This window comes from Serratia sp. BNK-12, from assembly GCF_047456085.1.
GTDB lineage: Bacteria > Pseudomonadota > Gammaproteobacteria > Enterobacterales > Enterobacteriaceae > Serratia > Serratia liquefaciens.
The window spans coordinates 2,793,123-2,811,557 of record NZ_CP179896.1 but is presented as its reverse complement, the minus strand read 5'-3'; the positions used below and the strand labels follow the sequence as shown (position 1 = coordinate 2,811,557).

The 18,435-nt window shown below is 54.5% G+C and carries 19 protein-coding genes; 8 read left to right on the top strand and 11 right to left on the bottom strand.

Annotated features, from left to right (window positions below; translation table 11 throughout):
* Window positions 1–66: 66 nt before the first annotated feature.
* On the top strand, window positions 67–975 hold the full coding sequence (gene punR / locus ACMGG1_RS12895; RefSeq protein WP_020826668.1) for a DNA-binding transcriptional activator PunR: 909 nt from the start codon (window positions 67–69) through the stop codon (window positions 973–975).
* 41 nt (window positions 976–1,016) lie between these two features.
* Here the strand turns inward: punR and purR are convergent, their stop codons facing one another.
* Window positions 1,017–2,042, bottom strand: a complete 1,026-nt coding sequence (gene purR / locus ACMGG1_RS12890) for an HTH-type transcriptional repressor PurR (protein ID WP_020826669.1) — start codon at window positions 2,040–2,042, stop codon at window positions 1,017–1,019.
* A 323-nt stretch (window positions 2,043–2,365) separates the two neighbouring features.
* Between purR and ACMGG1_RS12885 the strand changes: the two genes are divergently transcribed.
* Window positions 2,366–2,455 carry a YnhF family membrane protein gene (locus tag ACMGG1_RS12885; protein ID WP_020826670.1) on the top strand — a complete coding sequence of 30 codons (90 nt, stop codon included), beginning with the start codon at window positions 2,366–2,368 and terminating at the stop codon, window positions 2,453–2,455.
* Window positions 2,456–2,509: 54 nt separating this feature from the next.
* Here the strand turns inward: ACMGG1_RS12885 and sodB are convergent, their stop codons facing one another.
* Together sodB and ACMGG1_RS12875 are read right to left on the bottom strand one after the other, a co-directional pair.
* Window positions 2,510–3,088 carry a superoxide dismutase [Fe] gene (gene sodB / locus ACMGG1_RS12880; protein ID WP_020826671.1) on the bottom strand — a complete coding sequence of 193 codons (579 nt, stop codon included), beginning with the start codon at window positions 3,086–3,088 and terminating at the stop codon, window positions 2,510–2,512.
* A 194-nt stretch (window positions 3,089–3,282) separates the two neighbouring features.
* Window positions 3,283–4,101, bottom strand: coding sequence for a C40 family peptidase (locus ACMGG1_RS12875; RefSeq protein WP_020826672.1), 819 nt, complete (start codon window positions 4,099–4,101; stop codon window positions 3,283–3,285).
* 415 nt (window positions 4,102–4,516) lie between these two features.
* Between ACMGG1_RS12875 and ACMGG1_RS12870 the strand changes: the two genes are divergently transcribed.
* Window positions 4,517–4,864: a Grx4 family monothiol glutaredoxin gene (locus tag ACMGG1_RS12870; RefSeq protein WP_020826673.1), complete on the top strand. Its 348-nt coding sequence runs from the start codon at window positions 4,517–4,519 to the stop codon at window positions 4,862–4,864.
* Between the two features lie 70 nt (window positions 4,865–4,934).
* Here the strand turns inward: ACMGG1_RS12870 and rnt are convergent, their stop codons facing one another.
* The gene (gene rnt / locus ACMGG1_RS12865; protein WP_020826674.1) at window positions 4,935–5,615 is read right to left on the bottom strand and encodes a ribonuclease T; all 681 of its coding nucleotides are present in this window, start codon (window positions 5,613–5,615) and stop codon (window positions 4,935–4,937) included.
* A 79-nt stretch (window positions 5,616–5,694) separates the two neighbouring features.
* Window positions 5,695–6,102, bottom strand: coding sequence for a lactoylglutathione lyase (gloA, locus tag ACMGG1_RS12860; RefSeq protein WP_041414525.1), 408 nt, complete (start codon window positions 6,100–6,102; stop codon window positions 5,695–5,697).
* Between the two features lie 325 nt (window positions 6,103–6,427).
* Between gloA and idi the strand changes: the two genes are divergently transcribed.
* Complete coding sequence (idi, locus tag ACMGG1_RS12855; RefSeq protein ID WP_414160715.1) at window positions 6,428–6,967, top strand: isopentenyl-diphosphate Delta-isomerase; 540 nt, start codon at window positions 6,428–6,430, stop codon at window positions 6,965–6,967.
* An 80-nt stretch (window positions 6,968–7,047) separates the two neighbouring features.
* Here the strand turns inward: idi and ACMGG1_RS12850 are convergent, their stop codons facing one another.
* The 4 genes from ACMGG1_RS12850 to ACMGG1_RS12835 form a co-directional block, all read right to left on the bottom strand.
* Complete coding sequence (locus tag ACMGG1_RS12850) at window positions 7,048–8,145, bottom strand: alkene reductase (RefSeq protein WP_128865403.1); 1,098 nt, start codon at window positions 8,143–8,145, stop codon at window positions 7,048–7,050.
* 88 nt (window positions 8,146–8,233) lie between these two features.
* Entirely contained in the window at window positions 8,234–8,854 is a 621-nt protein-coding gene (locus ACMGG1_RS12845) for a TetR/AcrR family transcriptional regulator (protein WP_020826678.1), read from the bottom strand.
* Between the two features lie 102 nt (window positions 8,855–8,956).
* Window positions 8,957–10,594 (bottom strand): phosphoethanolamine transferase EptA, encoded by a 1,638-nt coding sequence (gene eptA, locus ACMGG1_RS12840; protein ID WP_128865404.1) that lies wholly within the window; start codon window positions 10,592–10,594, stop codon window positions 8,957–8,959.
* A gap of 151 nt (window positions 10,595–10,745) precedes the next feature.
* A complete protein-coding gene (locus tag ACMGG1_RS12835) occupies window positions 10,746–11,387 on the bottom strand; it encodes an NAD(P)-dependent oxidoreductase (protein WP_020826680.1) in 642 nt (213 codons plus the stop codon).
* Window positions 11,388–11,528: 141 nt separating this feature from the next.
* Between ACMGG1_RS12835 and ACMGG1_RS12830 the strand changes: the two genes are divergently transcribed.
* The 3 genes from ACMGG1_RS12830 (at window position 11,529) to ACMGG1_RS12820 (ending at window position 13,715) form a co-directional block, all read left to right on the top strand.
* The gene (locus tag ACMGG1_RS12830) at window positions 11,529–12,458 is read left to right on the top strand and encodes a LysR substrate-binding domain-containing protein (RefSeq protein WP_414160714.1); all 930 of its coding nucleotides are present in this window, start codon (window positions 11,529–11,531) and stop codon (window positions 12,456–12,458) included.
* A 21-nt stretch (window positions 12,459–12,479) separates the two neighbouring features.
* Window positions 12,480–12,719 (top strand): DUF1289 domain-containing protein, encoded by a 240-nt coding sequence (locus tag ACMGG1_RS12825; protein WP_115058942.1) that lies wholly within the window; start codon window positions 12,480–12,482, stop codon window positions 12,717–12,719.
* A 99-nt stretch (window positions 12,720–12,818) separates the two neighbouring features.
* Window positions 12,819–13,715, top strand: coding sequence for an aldo/keto reductase (locus ACMGG1_RS12820; protein WP_020826683.1), 897 nt, complete (start codon window positions 12,819–12,821; stop codon window positions 13,713–13,715).
* A 58-nt stretch (window positions 13,716–13,773) separates the two neighbouring features.
* Here ACMGG1_RS12820 and ACMGG1_RS12815 read toward each other — a convergent pair whose 3' ends face one another.
* On the bottom strand, window positions 13,774–15,621 hold the full coding sequence (locus ACMGG1_RS12815; RefSeq protein WP_414160713.1) for a polyurethanase: 1,848 nt from the start codon (window positions 15,619–15,621) through the stop codon (window positions 13,774–13,776).
* A 240-nt stretch (window positions 15,622–15,861) separates the two neighbouring features.
* On the opposite strand from ACMGG1_RS12815, the gene sodC reads away from it, so the two are divergent.
* Window positions 15,862–16,386, top strand: a complete 525-nt coding sequence (sodC, locus tag ACMGG1_RS12810) for a superoxide dismutase [Cu-Zn] SodC (protein WP_414160712.1) — start codon at window positions 15,862–15,864, stop codon at window positions 16,384–16,386.
* A 6-nt stretch (window positions 16,387–16,392) separates the two neighbouring features.
* Here sodC and ACMGG1_RS12805 read toward each other — a convergent pair whose 3' ends face one another.
* Entirely contained in the window at window positions 16,393–18,426 is a 2,034-nt protein-coding gene (locus ACMGG1_RS12805; protein WP_414160711.1) for an FUSC family protein, read from the bottom strand.
* Window positions 18,427–18,435: the final 9 nt, after the last annotated feature.

Below are 18,435 nucleotides of genomic sequence, written 5' to 3'. Positions count from 1 at the left end.
GCTGGATCTCTGCTTGTGAAACGGTAATATTTGCGAGGTGCTGTTAAAAAAATTGAAGGCAAAGCTATGTGGTCTGAATATTCCCTGGATGTCGTCGATGCGGTGGCCCGCACCGGCAGTTTCAGCGCCGCGGCGCACGAGCTGCATCGGGTACCGTCGGCGGTAAGTTATACGGTGAGGCAGTTGGAGCAATGGCTGGCGGTACCGCTGTTTGAGCGCCGTCATCGCGACGTGGAACTGACACCGGCGGGCGTGCTGTTTATTCAGGAAGCGCGTGGTGTCATCAAAAAAATGCTCGACACGCGCCGACAGTGCCAACAGGTCGCTAACGGCTGGCGGGGCCAATTGAAAATAGCGGTGGATATCATCGTTAAACCCCAACGCAGTCGCCAATTGGTGCTGGATTTTTACCGCCATTTCCCCGACGTCGAATTGCTGGTTCAGCCGGAGGTGTTTAATGGCGTATGGGATGCGCTGGTGGACGGTCGTGCCGATATGGCGATCGGCGCCACAAGGGCGGTGCCGGTGGGCGGCGGTTTCGCCTTTCGCGATATGGGAGATATGCGTTGGTTGTGCGTGGCCAGTCCGCATCACCCGCTGGCCGCGATAGAGGGGCTGTTGAACGACGATCAACTACGGCCCTTTCCGTCGCTGTGCCTGGAAGATACCTCGCGCAACCTGCCCAAACGCGTGACCTGGACGTTGGACAACCAGCGCCGCCTGGTGGTGCCGGACTGGGCTTCTGCGGTGGACTGCCTGTGTGCCGGGTTGTGCGTTGGTATGATGCCTGCGCATCAGGTATTGCCTTTGGTGCAGCGCGGGGAGCTGGTGGCGCTACAGTTGCAACAGCCATTTCCCGCCAGTCCTTGTTGCCTGACCTGGCAGCAAAATACGCCGTCACCGGCTATGGCCTGGTTGCTGGATTATCTGGGAGACAGTGAAACCTTGAATCAGGAGTGGCTAAGCGAAGAATGAAGAATAACGCCGGAAACCGTGAGAGTTTCCGGCGTAGATAATTAGCGGCGATAATCGATGAACGGACCGTCAGCGACCGAACGGCGCTCAACCAGCTTGGGATGAACCTCAATCACCTGCGACTCTTCACGCTTGCTGATGATGCGATCCAGCAGCATGGTGAAGGCCATCTCGCCCAAACGCTCTTTGGGCTGATGAATGGTGGTCAGTGCCGGGGTGAAGTAGCGGGCGTTTCGCACGTTATCGTAGCCAATCACCGATATGTCTTGTGGTACGCGCAGGCCAAGTTCATCGGCGGCGCAGATCGCCCCCATGGCCATGATATCGCCACCGCAGAAGACTGCGGTAGGACGTTGCTTCTGCGACAGTATCTGATGCATGGCCTTGTAACCGGATTCCGGCTCAAAGTCGCCCTGAACAATCCACTCTTCACGCACGTCGATATTGGCTTCTTCCATGGCTTTTAAAAAGCCCTGATGGCGGCCGCCGCCGGTATTACGCGCCAGTTGGCCCGGAATGGCCCCGATATCGCGGTGGCCGCGTTCAATCAGGTAGCGCCCGGCCAGATAGCCGCCTTCAAAGGCGTTATCGATAATGGTGTCGGTAAAGTCACCGCGTGCGGCGCCCCAATCCATGACGACCATCGGGATATTGCGATAATCTTCCAGCATGCCGAGCAGTTGGTCCGGGTATTCCGAACACATGACTAACAGGCCATCGACGCGCTTTTGCGCCAACATCGCCAGATAGGCGCGTTGTTTGTCCAGATTGTTATGTGAGTTGCACAGGATCAGCGTATAGCCTTTGCTGTAGCAGCTGTTTTCCACCGCCTCGATCACTTCGGCAAAGTAGGGTGCTTCGCTCGATGTGGCCAGCAGACCAATAGATTTGGTGTGATTGACCTTAAGGCTGCGCGCCACGGCGCTGGGTGAATAGTGCAGCTCTTTGATCGCGGCGCCAACGGCCGCTTTTGTTTCTTCGGCGACGAAACGAGTCTTATTGATGACGTGCGAAACGGTGGTGGTGGAAACGCCAGCGCGTTTGGCCACATCTTTAATCGTTGCCATGTAAAGAATGACTCCTGAACTCACATGTTGCAGTATGTAAGTGTGATGTTAATCGTTTGCCTGCGTAGATCCTTCTCCAAAGAAGCGAAAACTGAGTTTTTAGTGTGTTGAAGTCGTCAGCGCTTGGTCAGGAGGGGCATTTTGCCGGTACACAGTTGTGAACTGCGAATTTTGTCCCATATTGAGCAAAAGGGGAAGAGGTAATCGGTATTATAAACTGGGAAATGATAACAAGATTTTATCGGCCAACTGTGGGAAAATGGTTTAACACATTAATTGTGTGCCTTTTACCCTTGGGAAACCCAATCTGAAAAGGAGTTGTAATGGATACCGATTTGAAAATGTCACTGTTCACCACCCTGGGTGCGCTGGCTGTGATTATCGCTTTTAGCTTCACCGCAGCATTGAACTGATACTCTTCAGTCAACCAGGCGCAGTTCGCTACGCCTGGTTGTATTTTCCCCGCGTTACGCCAGATTTTCCTCCACAAATGCCCAGTTAACCAGCGCCCAGAAGTTTTCCAGGTAGGCCGGTCGTGCGTTGCGATAATCGATGTAGTAGGCGTGTTCCCAAACGTCGACGGTCAGCAACGGTTTGTCTTCACCAGTCAACGGCGTGGCCGCATTCGACGTATTAACAATCGCCAGCGAGCCATCCGGCTTTTTCACTAACCAGGTCCAGCCTGCGCCAAAGTTTTTCACCGCGGCGTCGCTGAATTGTTCCCGGAAGGCGGTAAAAGAACCAAAAGCCTGGTTGATCGCGGCAGCCAATTTGCCCTGAGGTTCCCCACCGCCCTGAGGTGACAGGCAGTGCCAATAGAAGGTGTGATTCCATACCTGAGCTGCATTGTTGAAGATGCCGCCGCTGGAAGCCTTGATGATTGCTTCAAGGGATAATCCTTCAAACTCGCTGCCTTTCAGCAAATTGTTCAGGTTGACCACATAGGCGTTGTGATGCTTGCCGTAGTGGTATTCCAGGGTTTCTGCCGAAATGTGCGGTTCGAGGGCATTTTTTTCATAAGGTAGTGCGGGCAGTTCAAACGACATTGCTTCCTCCTTGTACAGTGTCAACTCGCCGCTAAAGCAACGGACCTTAAATTGACCTGTTTTTATTGTGGGTATTTAGCTTAGCAATTTTCGCGATGAAATACAGTGGGGGCGGGCTAAAGGATTGGGTGCTTTAGGGACAGCAGGAAAATCAGTCGGGGGAGAGCGGCTGGGCAAGCCAGCCGCCAAAGAAATTATCGAATGGTTTTCGGTGTTACTACACGGCGGGCGCCGATGTAATGGTTTTGCCAGTAGTCATTGTCGAGCTGGCTGATCCGAATTTCTTCACCGGTACGCGGTGACTGAATAAATTTGCCGTTGCCCAGATAAACGCCCACATGGTCTGCCACGCCGCGGTTATTAATGCGGAAGAACACCAGGTCACCGCTTTCCAGTTCGCTTCTCTTGATCGGCGCGGCGTCTCGCAGGTGATACATTTCGTTGGCGGTGCGCGGCATTTTGATTTTCACCACGTCTTTATACGCGTAGTAAATCAGGCCGCTGCAGTCGAAACCGGTTCTTGGTGAAGTACCGCCCCAGCGGTAAGGCTTGCCCATTTGGTCCATCAGCTTGGCCATCGCGGTTTGCTTGGCGTGCTGATAGCGTTTTTTGTGCGCTGGAGTCAGCTTCAACGGTTTATCATCACGCACCAGTTTCGCGGTGGCCATCCCGGCTTCGCGGTGGCGACCATAACCTTTTTTGTAACCCTTTTTCGGCGGGGTAACTTTGATTTTGGCTATTTTCTGAGTTTTGCCTTTCGATTTGGCGCTGACGATCTTTTTAGCGGTTTTTTCCGTTTTGGCTTTGGAAACCTTGGCGGTTTTCTGCGGGGTGGTGGTTTTTGCTTTTTTGCTGGCTTTTACCGCTTTCTTTTTCTTGCGGTCATCTGGTCGGGCTTCGTTGACATGGCTTTTGCGTTGCTCGGCGGCAATACGCGCCTGTGGCGCAGCATGCGCCAGATTGAAGAATAGCTGTGTAAACAACAGCACAAAAAGCGTAAGAATTAAACGCATGTCGACGTTACCAACCTTGGCCCCGGAACAGATATCGAAAGAAGGACAGTATTCCCGAATTTCGCCATATAAAACAGCGAAGAACTCATAAATGATAATCCATATTGTGAGAAAACGTTAATGGCATTTTTTTTGCTGAAAAATCAATCCGTTGATGTATAAAAAAGCGACAATCACCGTCGGCGGGATTATTTAACGGCGCATTTTGATGGCAAAATATATTAGTGAAATGGCCAGATTAAAAATGTTATTCTGCGCATATGTTTTGACCGGAAAGGCTTTGCCGGTAAGACGCGACTGACTACGGGGAAATGCCCTTGCAAAAGATGGCGTTTTCTTGCGACTGTTCCAGCCGCTACAATGGCCGGTGTGATGCATGTTGTAGCCATAAGACTTGGCTTGAGGAAGCAATACAATGACGACGACGATTGAAAAAATTCAGCACCAGATCGCTGAGAACCCGATTCTGCTGTACATGAAAGGTTCACCGAAATTGCCAAACTGCGGTTTCTCTGCGCAAGCCGTGCAGGCGCTGTCTGCCTGTGGCGAACGCTTTGCCTACGTTGATATTCTGCAGAACCCGGACATCCGTGCCGAGTTGCCGAAATATGCCAACTGGCCGACTTTCCCACAGCTGTGGGTCGACGGTGAGCTGGTAGGCGGCTGCGATATCATCATCGAAATGTATCAGCGCGGCGAACTGCAGCAGCTGATCAAAGAAACGGCAGAGAAGTACAAACAGCAGGAAGACCAGCAGCCATAATCGGCTCGGTTTTATTGTTGGGATCCATCGGGCGGCACCAGTGAAGACTGGGCCGCCCGATTTTTTTGTCTTAGTCGGTGTTTTCGACCGCCAGTGGCCAGCCACCCAAGCGTTTCCAACGGTTGACCAGTTCACAGAACAGCAACGCGGTTTGCTCGGTGTCATACAGGGCAGAATGTGCCTGGGAACTGTCGAACGGGATATTGGCGGCGATGCAGGCTTTGGCCAACACCGTCTGCCCCAGTACCAGCCCACTCAGCGCCGCAGTATCAAAGGTGGCGAATGGATGGAAGGGGTTACGTTTCAGGCTGGCGCGCTCTGCGGCGGCCATCAGGAAGCTGTGATCAAAATTGGCATTGTGCGCCACAATGATTGCCCGGTTGCAGCCACGATCCTTAATGCCCTTGCGCACGGCTTTAAAAATAGCGTGCAACGCATCGTGCTCACTGACCGCACCGCGCAATGGGTTACTTGGGTCTATGCCGTTAAAGGCCAGCGCTTCAGGCTGCAGGTTGGCACCTTCAAAAGGCTCCACGTGGAAGTGCAGGGTCTCGTCCTGCTGCAACCAGCCGTTTTCATCCATTTTTAACGTAACGGCGGCAATTTCCAGCAGCGCGTCGGTTTTGGCATTAAATCCGGCAGTTTCTATGTCTATGACTACGGGGTAAAACCCACGAAAACGGCCACTCAGGGCGTTAAGATCACTTTTTTCGGCCATCAGTTTCTTATCTTCATCGAATGCAGCGCGCATTATGGCAAATTTTGCGCCCGGTTGCAGGCGGTTATCACGCAGATAAAAATAAGGGCGCAGGAAGCGCCCTTAATCGACCTCAGTGGCCCAGACCATGCCCAGCATGTTTGTTCTCGATCAGTTCGATCTTGTAACCGTCCGGGTCTTCAACGAAGGCAATCACCGTGGTGCCACCTTTAACCGGGCCGGCTTCGCGAGTAACCTTGCCGCCGGCGTTACGGATGCTGTCACAGGTTGCAGCGACATCGTCGACGCCCAGCGCCAAATGGCCAAACGCGCTGCCCATTTCGTAGCTGTCGGTGCCCCAGTTATAGGTCAGTTCAATCACCGCACCTTCGCTTTCATCGGTATAGCCTACAAACGCCAGCGAGTATTTGTATTCCGGGTTCTCGCTGGTACGCAGCAAGCGCATGCCTAATACCTTGGTATAAAAGTCGATGGAACGTTGCAGGTCACCGACGCGGATCATGGTATGGAGTAAGCGCATAATTCCTCTGATTGGATGTGCCGTTGCCAATGGCGGATGGATTGAAGCGAAATTCAGTATAGCGTTGCCGCATAAGGGATTTCAATGTATGCCGGGGCGGGAGTGGCAGAGTTTCGGTGACATTGTCACCTTATCAATGGCAATCGCACAGTATGTGCCCTATGGTTGATGGAAATAGGTACTATACCCCTCGCAAGGAACAGCAGGGTCGGATAGCGATCCAGACTCAGGGTGAATGGCCTCAATTTATACATTTGGATCTGGTTAATATGCTTTTTTGTTTTTACCCGTGTGGAATGATGGCTACTGCCGAAGGAGATCATTAATGGACGAAATGCTGATTCTGGTGGACGCCGAAGATAATTCCGTGGGGTCGCAAACCAAAACGCTGGTGCACCAGCAGGGATTACTGCACCGGGCGTTTTCAATTTTTATATTTAATAGCCAGGGCAGACTGCTGCTGCAACAGCGGGCTTACGGTAAATACCATTCTGCCGGGTTATGGACCAACACGTGCTGTGGTCACCCGCGCTGGGGAGAGGCAACGCAGGCAGCAGCACAGCGGCGGTTGCAGGAAGAGATGGGCTTTTGCACTGAGCTACTGCAAGTATCGAGTTTTACCTACCGCGCGGAAGTGCCAGGCGATTTAATTGAGCACGAATTCGATCATATTTACGTGGGCTTGTTTGACGGTGAACCGCAAGAGGATCCCGAAGAGGCCCACAGCTGGTTGTGGGTCGATATTCGGCAATTAGCCCAGGAGATAAAAAACGATCCTGGTAAATTTACCGTTTGGTTTCGCACCATAATGAACAATATCGACGCCGCTGAGATCGAACGTTGGGGAAAGCTGGGTCTTCGTTAAATTGCCCCTGAACCGAAAAATGACAAAAGCCCGCCGGCATTCGCATACCGACGGGCTTTCTTATCTGGTATTCCGCGTTATTACAGCGTCGGGTAGTCAGTATAACCCTCTGCACCGCCGCCATAGAAGGTGGCAGGCTGCGGCTCGTTCAACGCAGCATTCTGCTTGAAGCGCTCTACCAGATCCGGGTTGGCGATATAGCTGCGGCCGAAGGCCACCGCATCGATAAAGCCTTTATTGATCAGCTCTTCTGCTTTCTCGGCGGTATAAGCACCGGCACCGACGATGACGCCTTTAAAGTGGGCGCGTACCGAGTCACGGAAGGCGTCGGAGTAAGGCTTGCCGCCGGCCCAGTCGGGTTCGGAAATGTGCAGATAAGCGATATTGCGCTTGTTCAGCTCTTCCACCAGATACAGCGCCGCTTCTTCCTGATCTTCCCCGTTATCCAGGCCGTTGAACGGACCCAGCGGTGAAATACGGATGCCAATGTGTTCTGAACCCCATTCGGCGATGCTCGCGTCAACCACTTCCAACGTCAGGCGAGTGCGGTTTTCGATGCTGCCGCCGTATTGGTCGGTACGTTGGTTAGACGCTGGCGACATAAACTGGTGCAGCAGATAGCCGTGCGCAGCGTGCAGCTCGATAAAATCAAAGCCGGCTTCACGCGCGTTGGCGGTGGCCTGACGGAAATCGTTGATGATCCCCGGGATCTCTTCGGTTTCCAGCGCTCGTGGGGTAGAGGTCGGCACTCGTACCCAGGCGCCGGTTTCGTCACGCACGGTGGTGCGGGTGTCGGCATTGATCGCAGAAGGGGCCACCGGTGCCTGCTGGCCCGGTTGCAGACTGTTGTGGGAAATACGGCCCACGTGCCACAGTTGAACGGCGATATGGCCATTCTTATCGTGTACAGCCTGGGTGATTTTTTTCCACGCGGCGATCTGCTCAGGAGTGTGCAGCCCCGGAGCGCCAGCATAGCCTTTCGCCTGGAAAGAAATCTGAGTGGCTTCAGTGACGATCAGGCCGGCACTGGCGCGTTGAGCATAATATTCGCCCATTAACGGAGTAGGGATATCGCCGGGCTCAATGCTGCGCAGCCGCGTCAGTGGGGCCATAAACACGCGGTTTGGCAGGGTGATAGCGCCAACCTTCAACGGGGAGAACAACTTTTCAATCTTCATAGTGCATCCTATATTAATAGACCGGTCGACTAGTAATGTAATAAAACTGCCCCACAGGGCAGGTTTCGATAAAGCCAGGGTGTTTCGTTTAAGGTTGCGGCGGACGCAACAGCAATTCAATACTTTCCAGCGCGCTGGTCAACGGCGCGACCGATCGGCGGATTTTGGCACGCAGCGAAGCGCCAAGCCACAGTGAATACAGCGTTTCTGCCGTTGCTGCCGGGCTCATGGCAATCGACAAGGCGCCTTCGCGGATACCGCGTTCAATCGCGTCCTGCAGGTGAGCAATCACCCGGGCGGTTCCCGTTTCCAATGCATGACGCATCGGTTCTGACAGATCACTCACTTCGGCGGAAAGCTTCACCGCCAGACAGGCATTGTGGCATTCGCTGCGGCAGTGATAGCTGATTGCCTGGGCGTAATAGCTCAGCAACTGGTGGCGCGCATCGCTTTTATCGTCGGCAAACAGCTGTTTCATTTGCCCATCATAATGCTCGAAATAACGTTGCAGCATCGCTTCACCAAAGGCTTCTTTCGAACGGAAGTAGTGGTAGAACGAGCCTTTCGGCACCCCGGCCGTATTCAGCAGTTCACTCAGCCCCATGCCGGTAAAACCAAGGCGCAGGCTTAGCGTCTCGCCGGTAGCGAGCAAATGTTCACGGGTGTCTGTCGGGCAATGCGCATGTTTAGTCATAATGGCTGTCAGCATAATAGACCAATCGGTCTAGGTCAATAGCAATAAAAAACCGGCGTAAGAACGCCGGTTGCGATGAGCGGTATTTTGCCCGAGCGGGATGAAGATGTTAAGCGGTTATGAACCGCTGCGGCAGCGTTGCAGAATATCCAACTGCGATTGATACTCGCGAGTTTGCACGTTCATCATGCCGAGCAGGGTATGGAACAGGTTGTCTTGCGAGACTTCGTCCTTTTCCGCCATATTGTTCAGACACTGGCGATCGATCTTGAAGTTGCGCTCATAGTCTGCAGACATCCACATCAGGAAGGGAACGTGGGTCTGCTGGCTTGGAGCGAAGACATAGGGCGTACCGTGCAGGTACATGCCGTTTTCACCCAATGATTCACCGTGGTCGGAAAGGTACACCAGCGCCGTGTTGAATTTCCCGCTGTACTGCTGCAGCAGTTTGATGGTGTCGTCCAGCATGGCGTCGGTATAAAGCAGCGAATTGTCATAGGTATTGACCAACTGCTCGTGGGTGCAATCCTGGATCTGATTGCTGTCGCAGGTCGGTGAGAACTTCTGGAACTCTGACGTACTGCGGCGGTAATAGGCCGGCCCGTGGCTGCCCATCTGATGCAGTACGATCACACCGTCGTCTTTCAGGCTGTTGATGTAGTCGTTCAGCTTGTACAGCAATACATTATCCATGCACACATCGCCGTCGCAATCCTGCGGCAATTTCAGCTTGGTCATGTCTACGTGCGGTACGCGATCGCAGGCGCCTTTGCAGCCGCCGTCATTTTCACGCCACAGCACGTTAACACCGGCATGAGCCAGTACGTCTAGTACACCTTCCTGATGCGTAGCCAGAGTCGCATCGTAATCCTTGCGCGGCATGTTGGAGAACATGCAGGGGACGGATATGGCGGTTTCAGTGCCACACGAGCTGGCGTTTTTAAAATAGGTCACATTGTCTTGTTTCAGGCGCGGGTTGGTTTCGCGGTCGTAGCCCCCGAGCGAGAAATTCTCGGCGCGCGCCGTTTCGCCCACCACCAGGATCACCAGGGTTTTCTTTTGCTGTGAGGCTATCAGCGGCCCTTTGCGCGCATCTTCACCAATTTTCACCAGCGGCAGGTTACGGGTGAAGTAGCGTTGCTGGGTAAACTTGATGGTGCCGGCGACGAAGTTGGAAGGCGTCAGCATTTTCACTACGCTTTTGTTATTGCGGATCAGCGAAGCGTAGTCCTTATAAAACAGCGCGGCAATAATCAGGATCACCACCACGGAAAGCATCACGTTGGCGGCTCGCAGCCCGGCCATGTACCACCAGGGGCGAGTTTTTCGGATATCGGTAAAGCAGACCGCCACCGCCGGAAGAATACCGAGCAACACCAGCCACAGCCCCATGCGGGGTGTCAGCAGGGCCGTGGCCTCCTGCGGGTTGGTCTCGAAGGCGTTCTGCATCATATTGCCGTCGATGACCACGCCATAGCTGAACATAAAGTAGTTGGCGGCCGCGCTGCCGAGCAGGAAGAAAATCATCAGCGGTTTACGCAGGAAGGGCACGGTCAGCACGCTGAAGATGATATTCAACGCGCAAAAAATCACTACCGGCATGGTGGCGGCGAAAATAACGCTGTGGACGTTATCGAAGCTGATATACGACCAGGCCTTATGAAGGAATAACGCATTCTGGAACAGAGTGAAGAACAAGGCGCTGGCGAGGATAAAACCCAGGCTGTTGCACTGTAAGCGTTGACGTAACCACATTGCCAAATCTAAGTCCTGCTATTAAGTAATGCGCTGAAATTTACAGGATGAAACTTAAGAAAACCTTAGAGATTCAGAATGGTGGCGAAGTCGTTTAGTTTTGGTTTAGAAAAAAGGTCGCCAGACCGGGGGATGGTCTGGCGATGCGATATCAGTAAGCGGCGGTAAATTGCGCTTTGATAAACTGCGGTTTTTCAATTTCGTCGATGATGGCGACCGACAGATCTTCCACCGAGATACCGGCTGGCGCCTGGCCATTCATCAACAGTTTGGTGGTGCCAAGGCGGAACTGGCCGGTGCGTTTGCCAGGTTCCAACAGGGCAGCTGGCGACAAATAGGTCCAGTCGAGCGAAGTCTCGTTACGCAGTTTGTTGCGTAAATCGCGTACCGCTTGTGCGCCTGGACGGATATTTTCCGGGAATTCCGGCGTGTCCACCAATTCAACGCCCGGCGCGACTTCCAGACTGCCGGCACCGCCCACCACCAGCAGGCGTTTAACGCCGGCTTTTTTAACCGCGTCCAGGATCTGCTGTGCGCCGCGGCTGGTTTTTTCGTAAAGGTTGTCTTCCGCCCAGCCTGGGTTATAGGCGCTGATCACCGCATCCTGACCGGCCAGCTGTTTCGCCAGCCATTCGGTGTCGGCGACGTCGCCCAGCGCTATGCTCAGGTTGGCGTTTTCCGGCAGGTCTTTTTGCTGACGGGCAATCGCCGTGACTTGCAGTCCACGTGCCAGAGCTTCATCCAGCACGCGGCGGCCTACAAAACCTGTTGCTCCAATAATGGCTACTTTCATCTTTATGCTCCTGTCAGTAAAGGGGTCAGTATTAACTTTCTGCTCAGATTGACCCGAGCGGGTATAGATAATGTAGTACTTAACAATGATGTTGATTAGTGCCATATTCATGCTTTCTTGATTAAGTAAAACTTCATAATCATGGATAAACTGAATCGAATGGCGGTATTCGCCACCGTGGTGGCCGAAGGATCGCTAGCCGGAGCCGCCCGGCGACTGGGAATGACGCCGTCAGCGGTCAGCCAGCACCTGCGCTCACTGGAAAAAACGCTTGGCGTGCCCTTGTTGCACCGTTCTACACGCCGCCTGGCGCTCACCGAAGCGGGGGCGGCGTTCTATCCCGGTTGTGAGGCGATGTTGTTTCAGGCGCAGCAGGCCGAACAGCGTCTGGCGGAACTGCGCGATACCCTGGTGGGAGAGTTGCGCATCGCGACGACCATCGGTATCGGTGGTCGCCCGTTAGCGGAGGCGATGGCGCCGTTGTTGCAGGCGCATCCCAAGCTGACGCTGAAGGTGCTGGCTGACGACCGGATTGTCGATATGATTGATCAACGTATCGATATTGCGCTGCGAGTTAATCGTCAACTGGCGGACGCCAATATGATTGCCCACCCGCTGGCCGAATGGCCGATGGTGCTGTGTGCCGCTCCTCGCTATCTCAGCCAGCATGGCGTGCCGGAGACGCCACAAGACCTGGTGCTACACCGATGGATCACCGGGGCTTTCAGCGGTGCGCATCTCGATTTGCATCACCAGAGCGGCCAGCAGCTTAAATTGCGTCTGGCGGAAGGGCAGATTGTCAGCGACAGCATGACCGTCATGCGCGCCTTCACCCGCAATGGTTTGGGGATCTCGATTCAACCCCTGTATGAAATAGAAGATGAGCTGCAACGCGGTGAGTTAATCCAACTGATGCCTGAATGGCGGCCGACACCGTTACGGCTGCATGCGATGACGCTCGAGCGGGCGATGCCGGAGAAAAATCGCCAGGCGCTGCGTTACTTGCGCGACTATTTTCGCCGCCACACCGAAAAGTCACTTGCCAGCGGCGCCGATGGCGTCTTCAATTAGCAAGAGATAACAGGAGGACGCGTGCCGCAGCAGCTTGAGTTTTTTGACATCCCCAGCCCGTGCCGAGGTATCTGCCAGGCCGATGACCGAGGCTTTTGCCGTGGCTGCCTGCGCAGCCGCGAAGAACGCTTTGGCTGGATGCAAATGAGCGATGCGCAAAAAAGGGATGTGCTGCGCCTGTGTCACCAACGCTTCCTGCGCCTTCAGCGAGCCAATAAACAGCCCGATGAGCCGCTACCCGAACAGCCGTCGCTATTTTGACCGGTACCCGATCCGCCGCACGTTAGCGCGGCTTTCCCCTTTCCACGTCGTTACCCGCTTGTGTATGCTGGCATCAAACACTGTCATGAGGTTTCAATAATGGAAAACCGTATTCAACTCGCGCCGCAGGGGCCTGAATTTTCCCGCATGATTTGCGGATACTGGCGTTTGATGGAGTGGGGCATGTCGCCGCAACAGCTGTTGGCGTTCATTGAGCAGCATATCGAGCTGGGCGTGACCACTGCCGATCACGCGGATATTTACGGTGGCTATGCCTGCGAACAGGCTTTTGGCGAAGCGATGCGGCTGAAGCCGTCATTGCGCCAGTCGATGGAGTTGGTGTCCAAATGCGGTATCGCCACTACGGCCAAACCGGGCAACGCCATCGGCCATTACATCACCGACCGCGAGCATATTGTTTACAGCGCGGAACGTTCGTTGGCGCATCTGCATACCGACTATCTTGACCTGTTGCTGATCCACCGTCCGGATCCGCTGATGGATGCCGATGAGGTCGCCGAGGCCTTTGTGTCTCTGCACCAAAGTGGCAAAGTGCGTCACTTCGGCGTTTCCAACTTCACACCGGCGCAATTTACGTTGCTGCAATCGCGGCTGCCATTCTCGCTGGTGACCAATCAACTGGAGATTTCACCGATTCATCAGCCGAGTATCCTGGATGGATCGCTGGATCAGTGCCAGCAATTACGCATCAAGCCGATGGCCTGGTCTTGTCTGGGGGGCGGCCGCCTGTTCAGCGACGCCGAGTTCCAGCCGCTGCGTGATGAGTTGCAGGCGGTGGCGCAGGAAATAGGGGCCGAGACTATCGAGCAGGTGGTGTACGCCTGGGTGATGCGTCTGCCGTCGGCACCGTTGCCGATTATCGGCTCAGGCAAGATTGAACGCGTGCGTTCGGCATTGAAGGCGCAGCAATTGACGCTGGATCGTCAACAGTGGTTCCGCATCCGCAAAGCGGCGCTGGGTTACGACGTACCTTAACCGGCCCAATAAAACGGGCAGCCTCGGCCGCCCGTTTTTAACGTTAATGTCCCGGTGTTCAGGCCAGTACCACCTGGCCGTCCGACAGGCTATCGAATCCGATCCCGACTAAAGTGACCGTATTGCCGCCAAAATTAAACACCAGATTGTCGTTCACCTCGGAAGCAAAATCACGGAAATTACCGCCCGTACTGCTGCCGTCGGTACCGATAAATACCAGCTTGTCTCGGGCCTGATAGCCGTAAATCAGATCCTGACCGAAGTCGCCGCTGAACAGGAAGGTATTGTTGCCGCCCTGGCTGTGCATAACGTCGTTACCCGCGCCTCCGACGAACACGTCATTGCCTTTGCCGCCAAACAGCTGGTCATTTCCCTCCAGACCGAATAGCCAGGAGCCGGAATCCTTGGCGGTCAGAACGTCATCGGCCGCGGTGCCGTTCGCCGAACTGGCGTAGGCGGTCAACCCCTTGGTGGAAAGTAATCCGTTGTCGGTCACCTGATGATCAACCTCTTTGGTGAAAATCAGCAGTGACGACTCTTTGCTTTTCAGCGTGCCAATCGAGTTAGCCAGAGTGATGCCACCGTCAGCATCGCGCAAATAGAGCGTATTGCCGTCGTACGCGACCTCGGTATTTTTCAATGCATGTTGCAAATCCAGGGTGTTATGGCCTTCACCGCCGGAAATAATATTAAAACCGCCATCGTCACGGAAGGTGTCATTGCCGGCTCGGCCCTCGAGATAATCATTTCCCGCGCCGCCCTTGATAAGGTCATTGCCGTCACTGCCGACAATAAAGGTTGGGCCGCTGTGTTGCTCGGCGTTACGGTTGAGGTCTTCCACCCAGGTATTGCCGCGGGTAACGTCAGAAAGATTGGAGACAATCACCGTCGAATCTTCGCTGGTCAGCGAGTAGAACTCTGAATTCAATACCCGCATCAATCCGTCCTGATAAAAGAACGGCAGGTGAGATAACCAGGTTGGCACATTGAGGATAGAGAAGGGCAGAATATTCCAGGCGGTGGAGGCATAGTGGTCGTTGAAATTAACGATGTTATTGGTAGCGGACTCTTGTGGTGCGTCATGCACGCCCAGCGTTGCTGAAGTGCGCGTCGTGCCATCCAACGCGCGGAATACCGGATCGTTTTCGTAGCCGATATTAATGACTTTATCGCCGGTTTCGTATTGGGTAGGAGAAGCGAAGGCGACATAGTTTGACTGCGCGTAGAAGCCACCCCAATTGCCGTCGCTGAGCGCCGCCATGCTGTTCACGGCCAGGCCGCCGAGGCTGTGACCACTGATGGTAATGTCATCCCCGCTCAGTCCGTGAGACTGGGCGAACTTGGCCACATCCCCCAGCAAGGTGCCGAAGGCTTTCAGGCTGTAATTATCGGCATAACCACTGGGGCCGAAACCGGCCAGCAGGTCATTGACCAGATCGCCGATGGTATCGGTGATTAACGATTCACGCGGGCCGCTGGTGCCGCGAAAAGCAATGCCGATGCCGGTGAGATTACCCTCGCTGTCGTATTTTCCCAGTACTTCGGCCTGTGCAGTGGTATAGCCCAGAGTTTCACCGTAATAGGTGCCACGCGCGTCCGTTTTGCCCTGATAGCCTAATTGATCTGCGCTAATCAATGACCAGCCGGCGTTATTTACCGCCGCCAGCGCCGCCTTTTCCGAGTCAGGATTCCAGGGGATTCCGGGTAATCCCCCCTGTGATTGAGTGCTGCCTATCAACGCGGTGACCAGGGTTAAGGGCAGGCCCAGCCCGAAGCCGGTATTATGATAGCCTTCATCAAAACCATTATCGATATTGTGATAGGCGTAGGTGGAAATTGCCATGGCATCGGTAAATAACGCTTTGGACTTCGCCTCATCGAGGCCTTGATAATTAAAGATTCCCATATCAGTTCCTTATGAATTAGCTGCGTTGCCGGGTTAATCTTTGAATAGCTATTGCAGCGAGTCGCAATGAAATGAGTATGCCGCACGGCGCCTGGTCAGAGGACCGACATCGGTAGAATTATTATTAGTAGTAATTATTAAGAATGCGAATTTGATCGCCAAAATTGTGCGTGTTTTGTGCGGTGACGCGGCAGCTTCCCCTATACTGAACACTCACAGAGACTTCAAGGAGATTGATTGATGAAACACTATTGGTATGCGGCCTTTGGTTTGATGGCCTGCGGCGTTGCTCAGGCGGCGACGGTGGATGTTGACATGAATCTGGTGACCGGACAGGGAATTGGTCAGGATATTGGCAAGGTGACGATCAGCGAAACGCCTTATGGTTTGTTATTTACGCCACAGCTCAAAGCCTTGCCGGCCGGTGTGCACGGTTTTCACGTTCATGAGAAGGGCAGTTGCGAACCGGGAATGAAGGACGGCAAGGCCGTCGCGGCGTTGGCGGCCGGCGGACATCTTGATCCACAAAAAACCGGTAAGCACCTTGGGCCGTACGCCGACGGTCATTTGGGGGATTTGCCGGCCATTTACGTGACCGACGACGGCATGGCCAGCTACCCGGTGCTGGCGCCTCGGCTGACAAAAATCAGCGAAATCAGCGGCAAGGCACTGATGGTGCACGCCGGTGGTGATAATCACTCCGATCATCCCAAACCGCTGGGTGGCGGAGGCGAACGCTTCGCCTGCGGCGTGATTAAGTCATAGCAACGGTTAGCGGGCGGTGGATGTTGCCGCTGCGCTATCAACAGGGACAATCGCCTGCTGTAGCTGCTGCAACGAACAATAAAGCCGCCAAATCAAGCCTGCCAGATCGCGCGCCGCCTGTTCCGGGTGGTGCGCCAGCGCAGTACTCATGCGCTGCAGTTCTTGCAGGCTGGCGTCCAGCGAACTGTGCTGCACGCCTTTCTCCGTCATGATGCCCCGCAGGCAATGAATACAGACGTCGCGAACCGCCGAGAGCGGATCGGAACGGGTTTGCCAGTCACGCAGTTGCCAGACGATATGGCTGCAGTTGAGCAACACCACGCCCCAGCGCAATAACCAGCTGCGCGCGTCTTGATCCTGACTTTGATTCAGTTGGCTGATGCGATGATAGATTCGCGATTCAAACTGGCTCTCGCTTTGCTGCGGTTTTTTGCTTAACTGATCGATAAAGTCCCGCCGCAGGGCGCGGATAATGCGCCGACTTTTGCGTTTGTCCGAGCTGGGTCGCAATATTTGGAAGGCTAAACCGGCCAGCAATACCCCGACAATCTTCCCGATGCTGTCATTGATAAACGACTGATAGTCGTAGCTTGGTGGATTGGTGACGGAAAGAAAAGAGCCCATGAATACGATCAGTTGCCCCCAGAGTGCGGCGTAGGAGGGGTGCTGCAGCTTGATCATCTGCATCGTTACCAGCACCGGGAACAGAAAGGCACAGAACAGCCAAAAATCATCAATCTGAATCATCAGGCCAAATTTCACCACAAAGCAGACAATCGACAGCAGCAGCACCGCCTTTAGCAGGGTAGTGATGCTGTTGATGGGGGACGGCGTGGAAGAGTAGAGCACGCAGCTGATGGCAATCAGCGTCAGGGCCGAACTGCCTGCGTCCCATTGGGTGTTAATCCAGTAAGCGCAACCAATGACAATGCACAAAAAGGTGCGCAGGCCGTTATATGCCGCTTCGTAGCTGTCGGTGTGACGGGCCAAAGAGGTGACGCGCGGTGGCTGAATATCGCTGACCGGCGTGGCGCTCTCCAGACGCTGCAACCAGCGGCTGGCGCTCAGATACAGCCAGCAGAAATGGCGCAGACGCAGCCAGAAGGCGCGATGACGATAGTCGGCGGGATCTTGCGGCGCAATCTGTTGCAGTATGCGCGCCAAACGGTACTTGTCAGTCTCGGGGTTACGCAGCTCGGTCAGCAGTTGTTCCAGCACGCTGGCCAGGTTGTCCGGGCGATCCGGCCAGTTCAGCAGCATGCGGCGCAGGCTGGAGATCACGCTGGTAATACGTAACTGCTGGTGCAGCATATAGTTGAGCAGATTATTCTGTCGGCGTAGCCGGTAGTGGCTCCAGAAAGCCTGAATACGCAGCAAGTTCATGGTCAGTATTTGGCCGATAACCCCTTCGTGCGAGGTACGCATCTGCACGGTGATTTCCGGCTGCCACAGCATCGCGGCATGTTCCAATAATCGCAGATGCATGCGCCGCAACGAGGTTAACAAGGTTTCGCCGTCAGAGGTGCTGGGCAGGATCATCATCATCAGACCGCCGCACAGAATACCGGTGATAACCTCACAAACGCGCGCTTGGGCAATATCAAAGATCTGCTGAGTGTCCGTCACGTTGACGGTGCTGAAGGCGATGATGGCGGCGGTGTAGCCCGCCAGCGCGAAGGCGTAGGAAACGTTGTTCTGATAGTGGTTTGAAATATAAGTGCACAGGCCGATCCAGGCGGCGATAAACAGCGTGAACAGCCAGGGGTCATTCAGGCAATGGCCGGCGATGGCCACGGATGCGGCAGCGCCGACCAGGCTGCCGAAAACCCGGCCGATGCTTTTACTGATCACACCGCCGACGGTGGGGAAGCTGACTACCGCTGCCGATGTGAGCGCCCAGTAAGGTTCGTCAAGATTGAGAACGAACGCGACCCACAGTGACAGGCACATCGCCAGTGAATTGCGCAGTGCATAACGCCATTGTCCAGCGGTGGCTTTTCCCCAAGGGGTACGGTTCCATTCCAAAAAAGGCAGGTTCACACGTTAGCC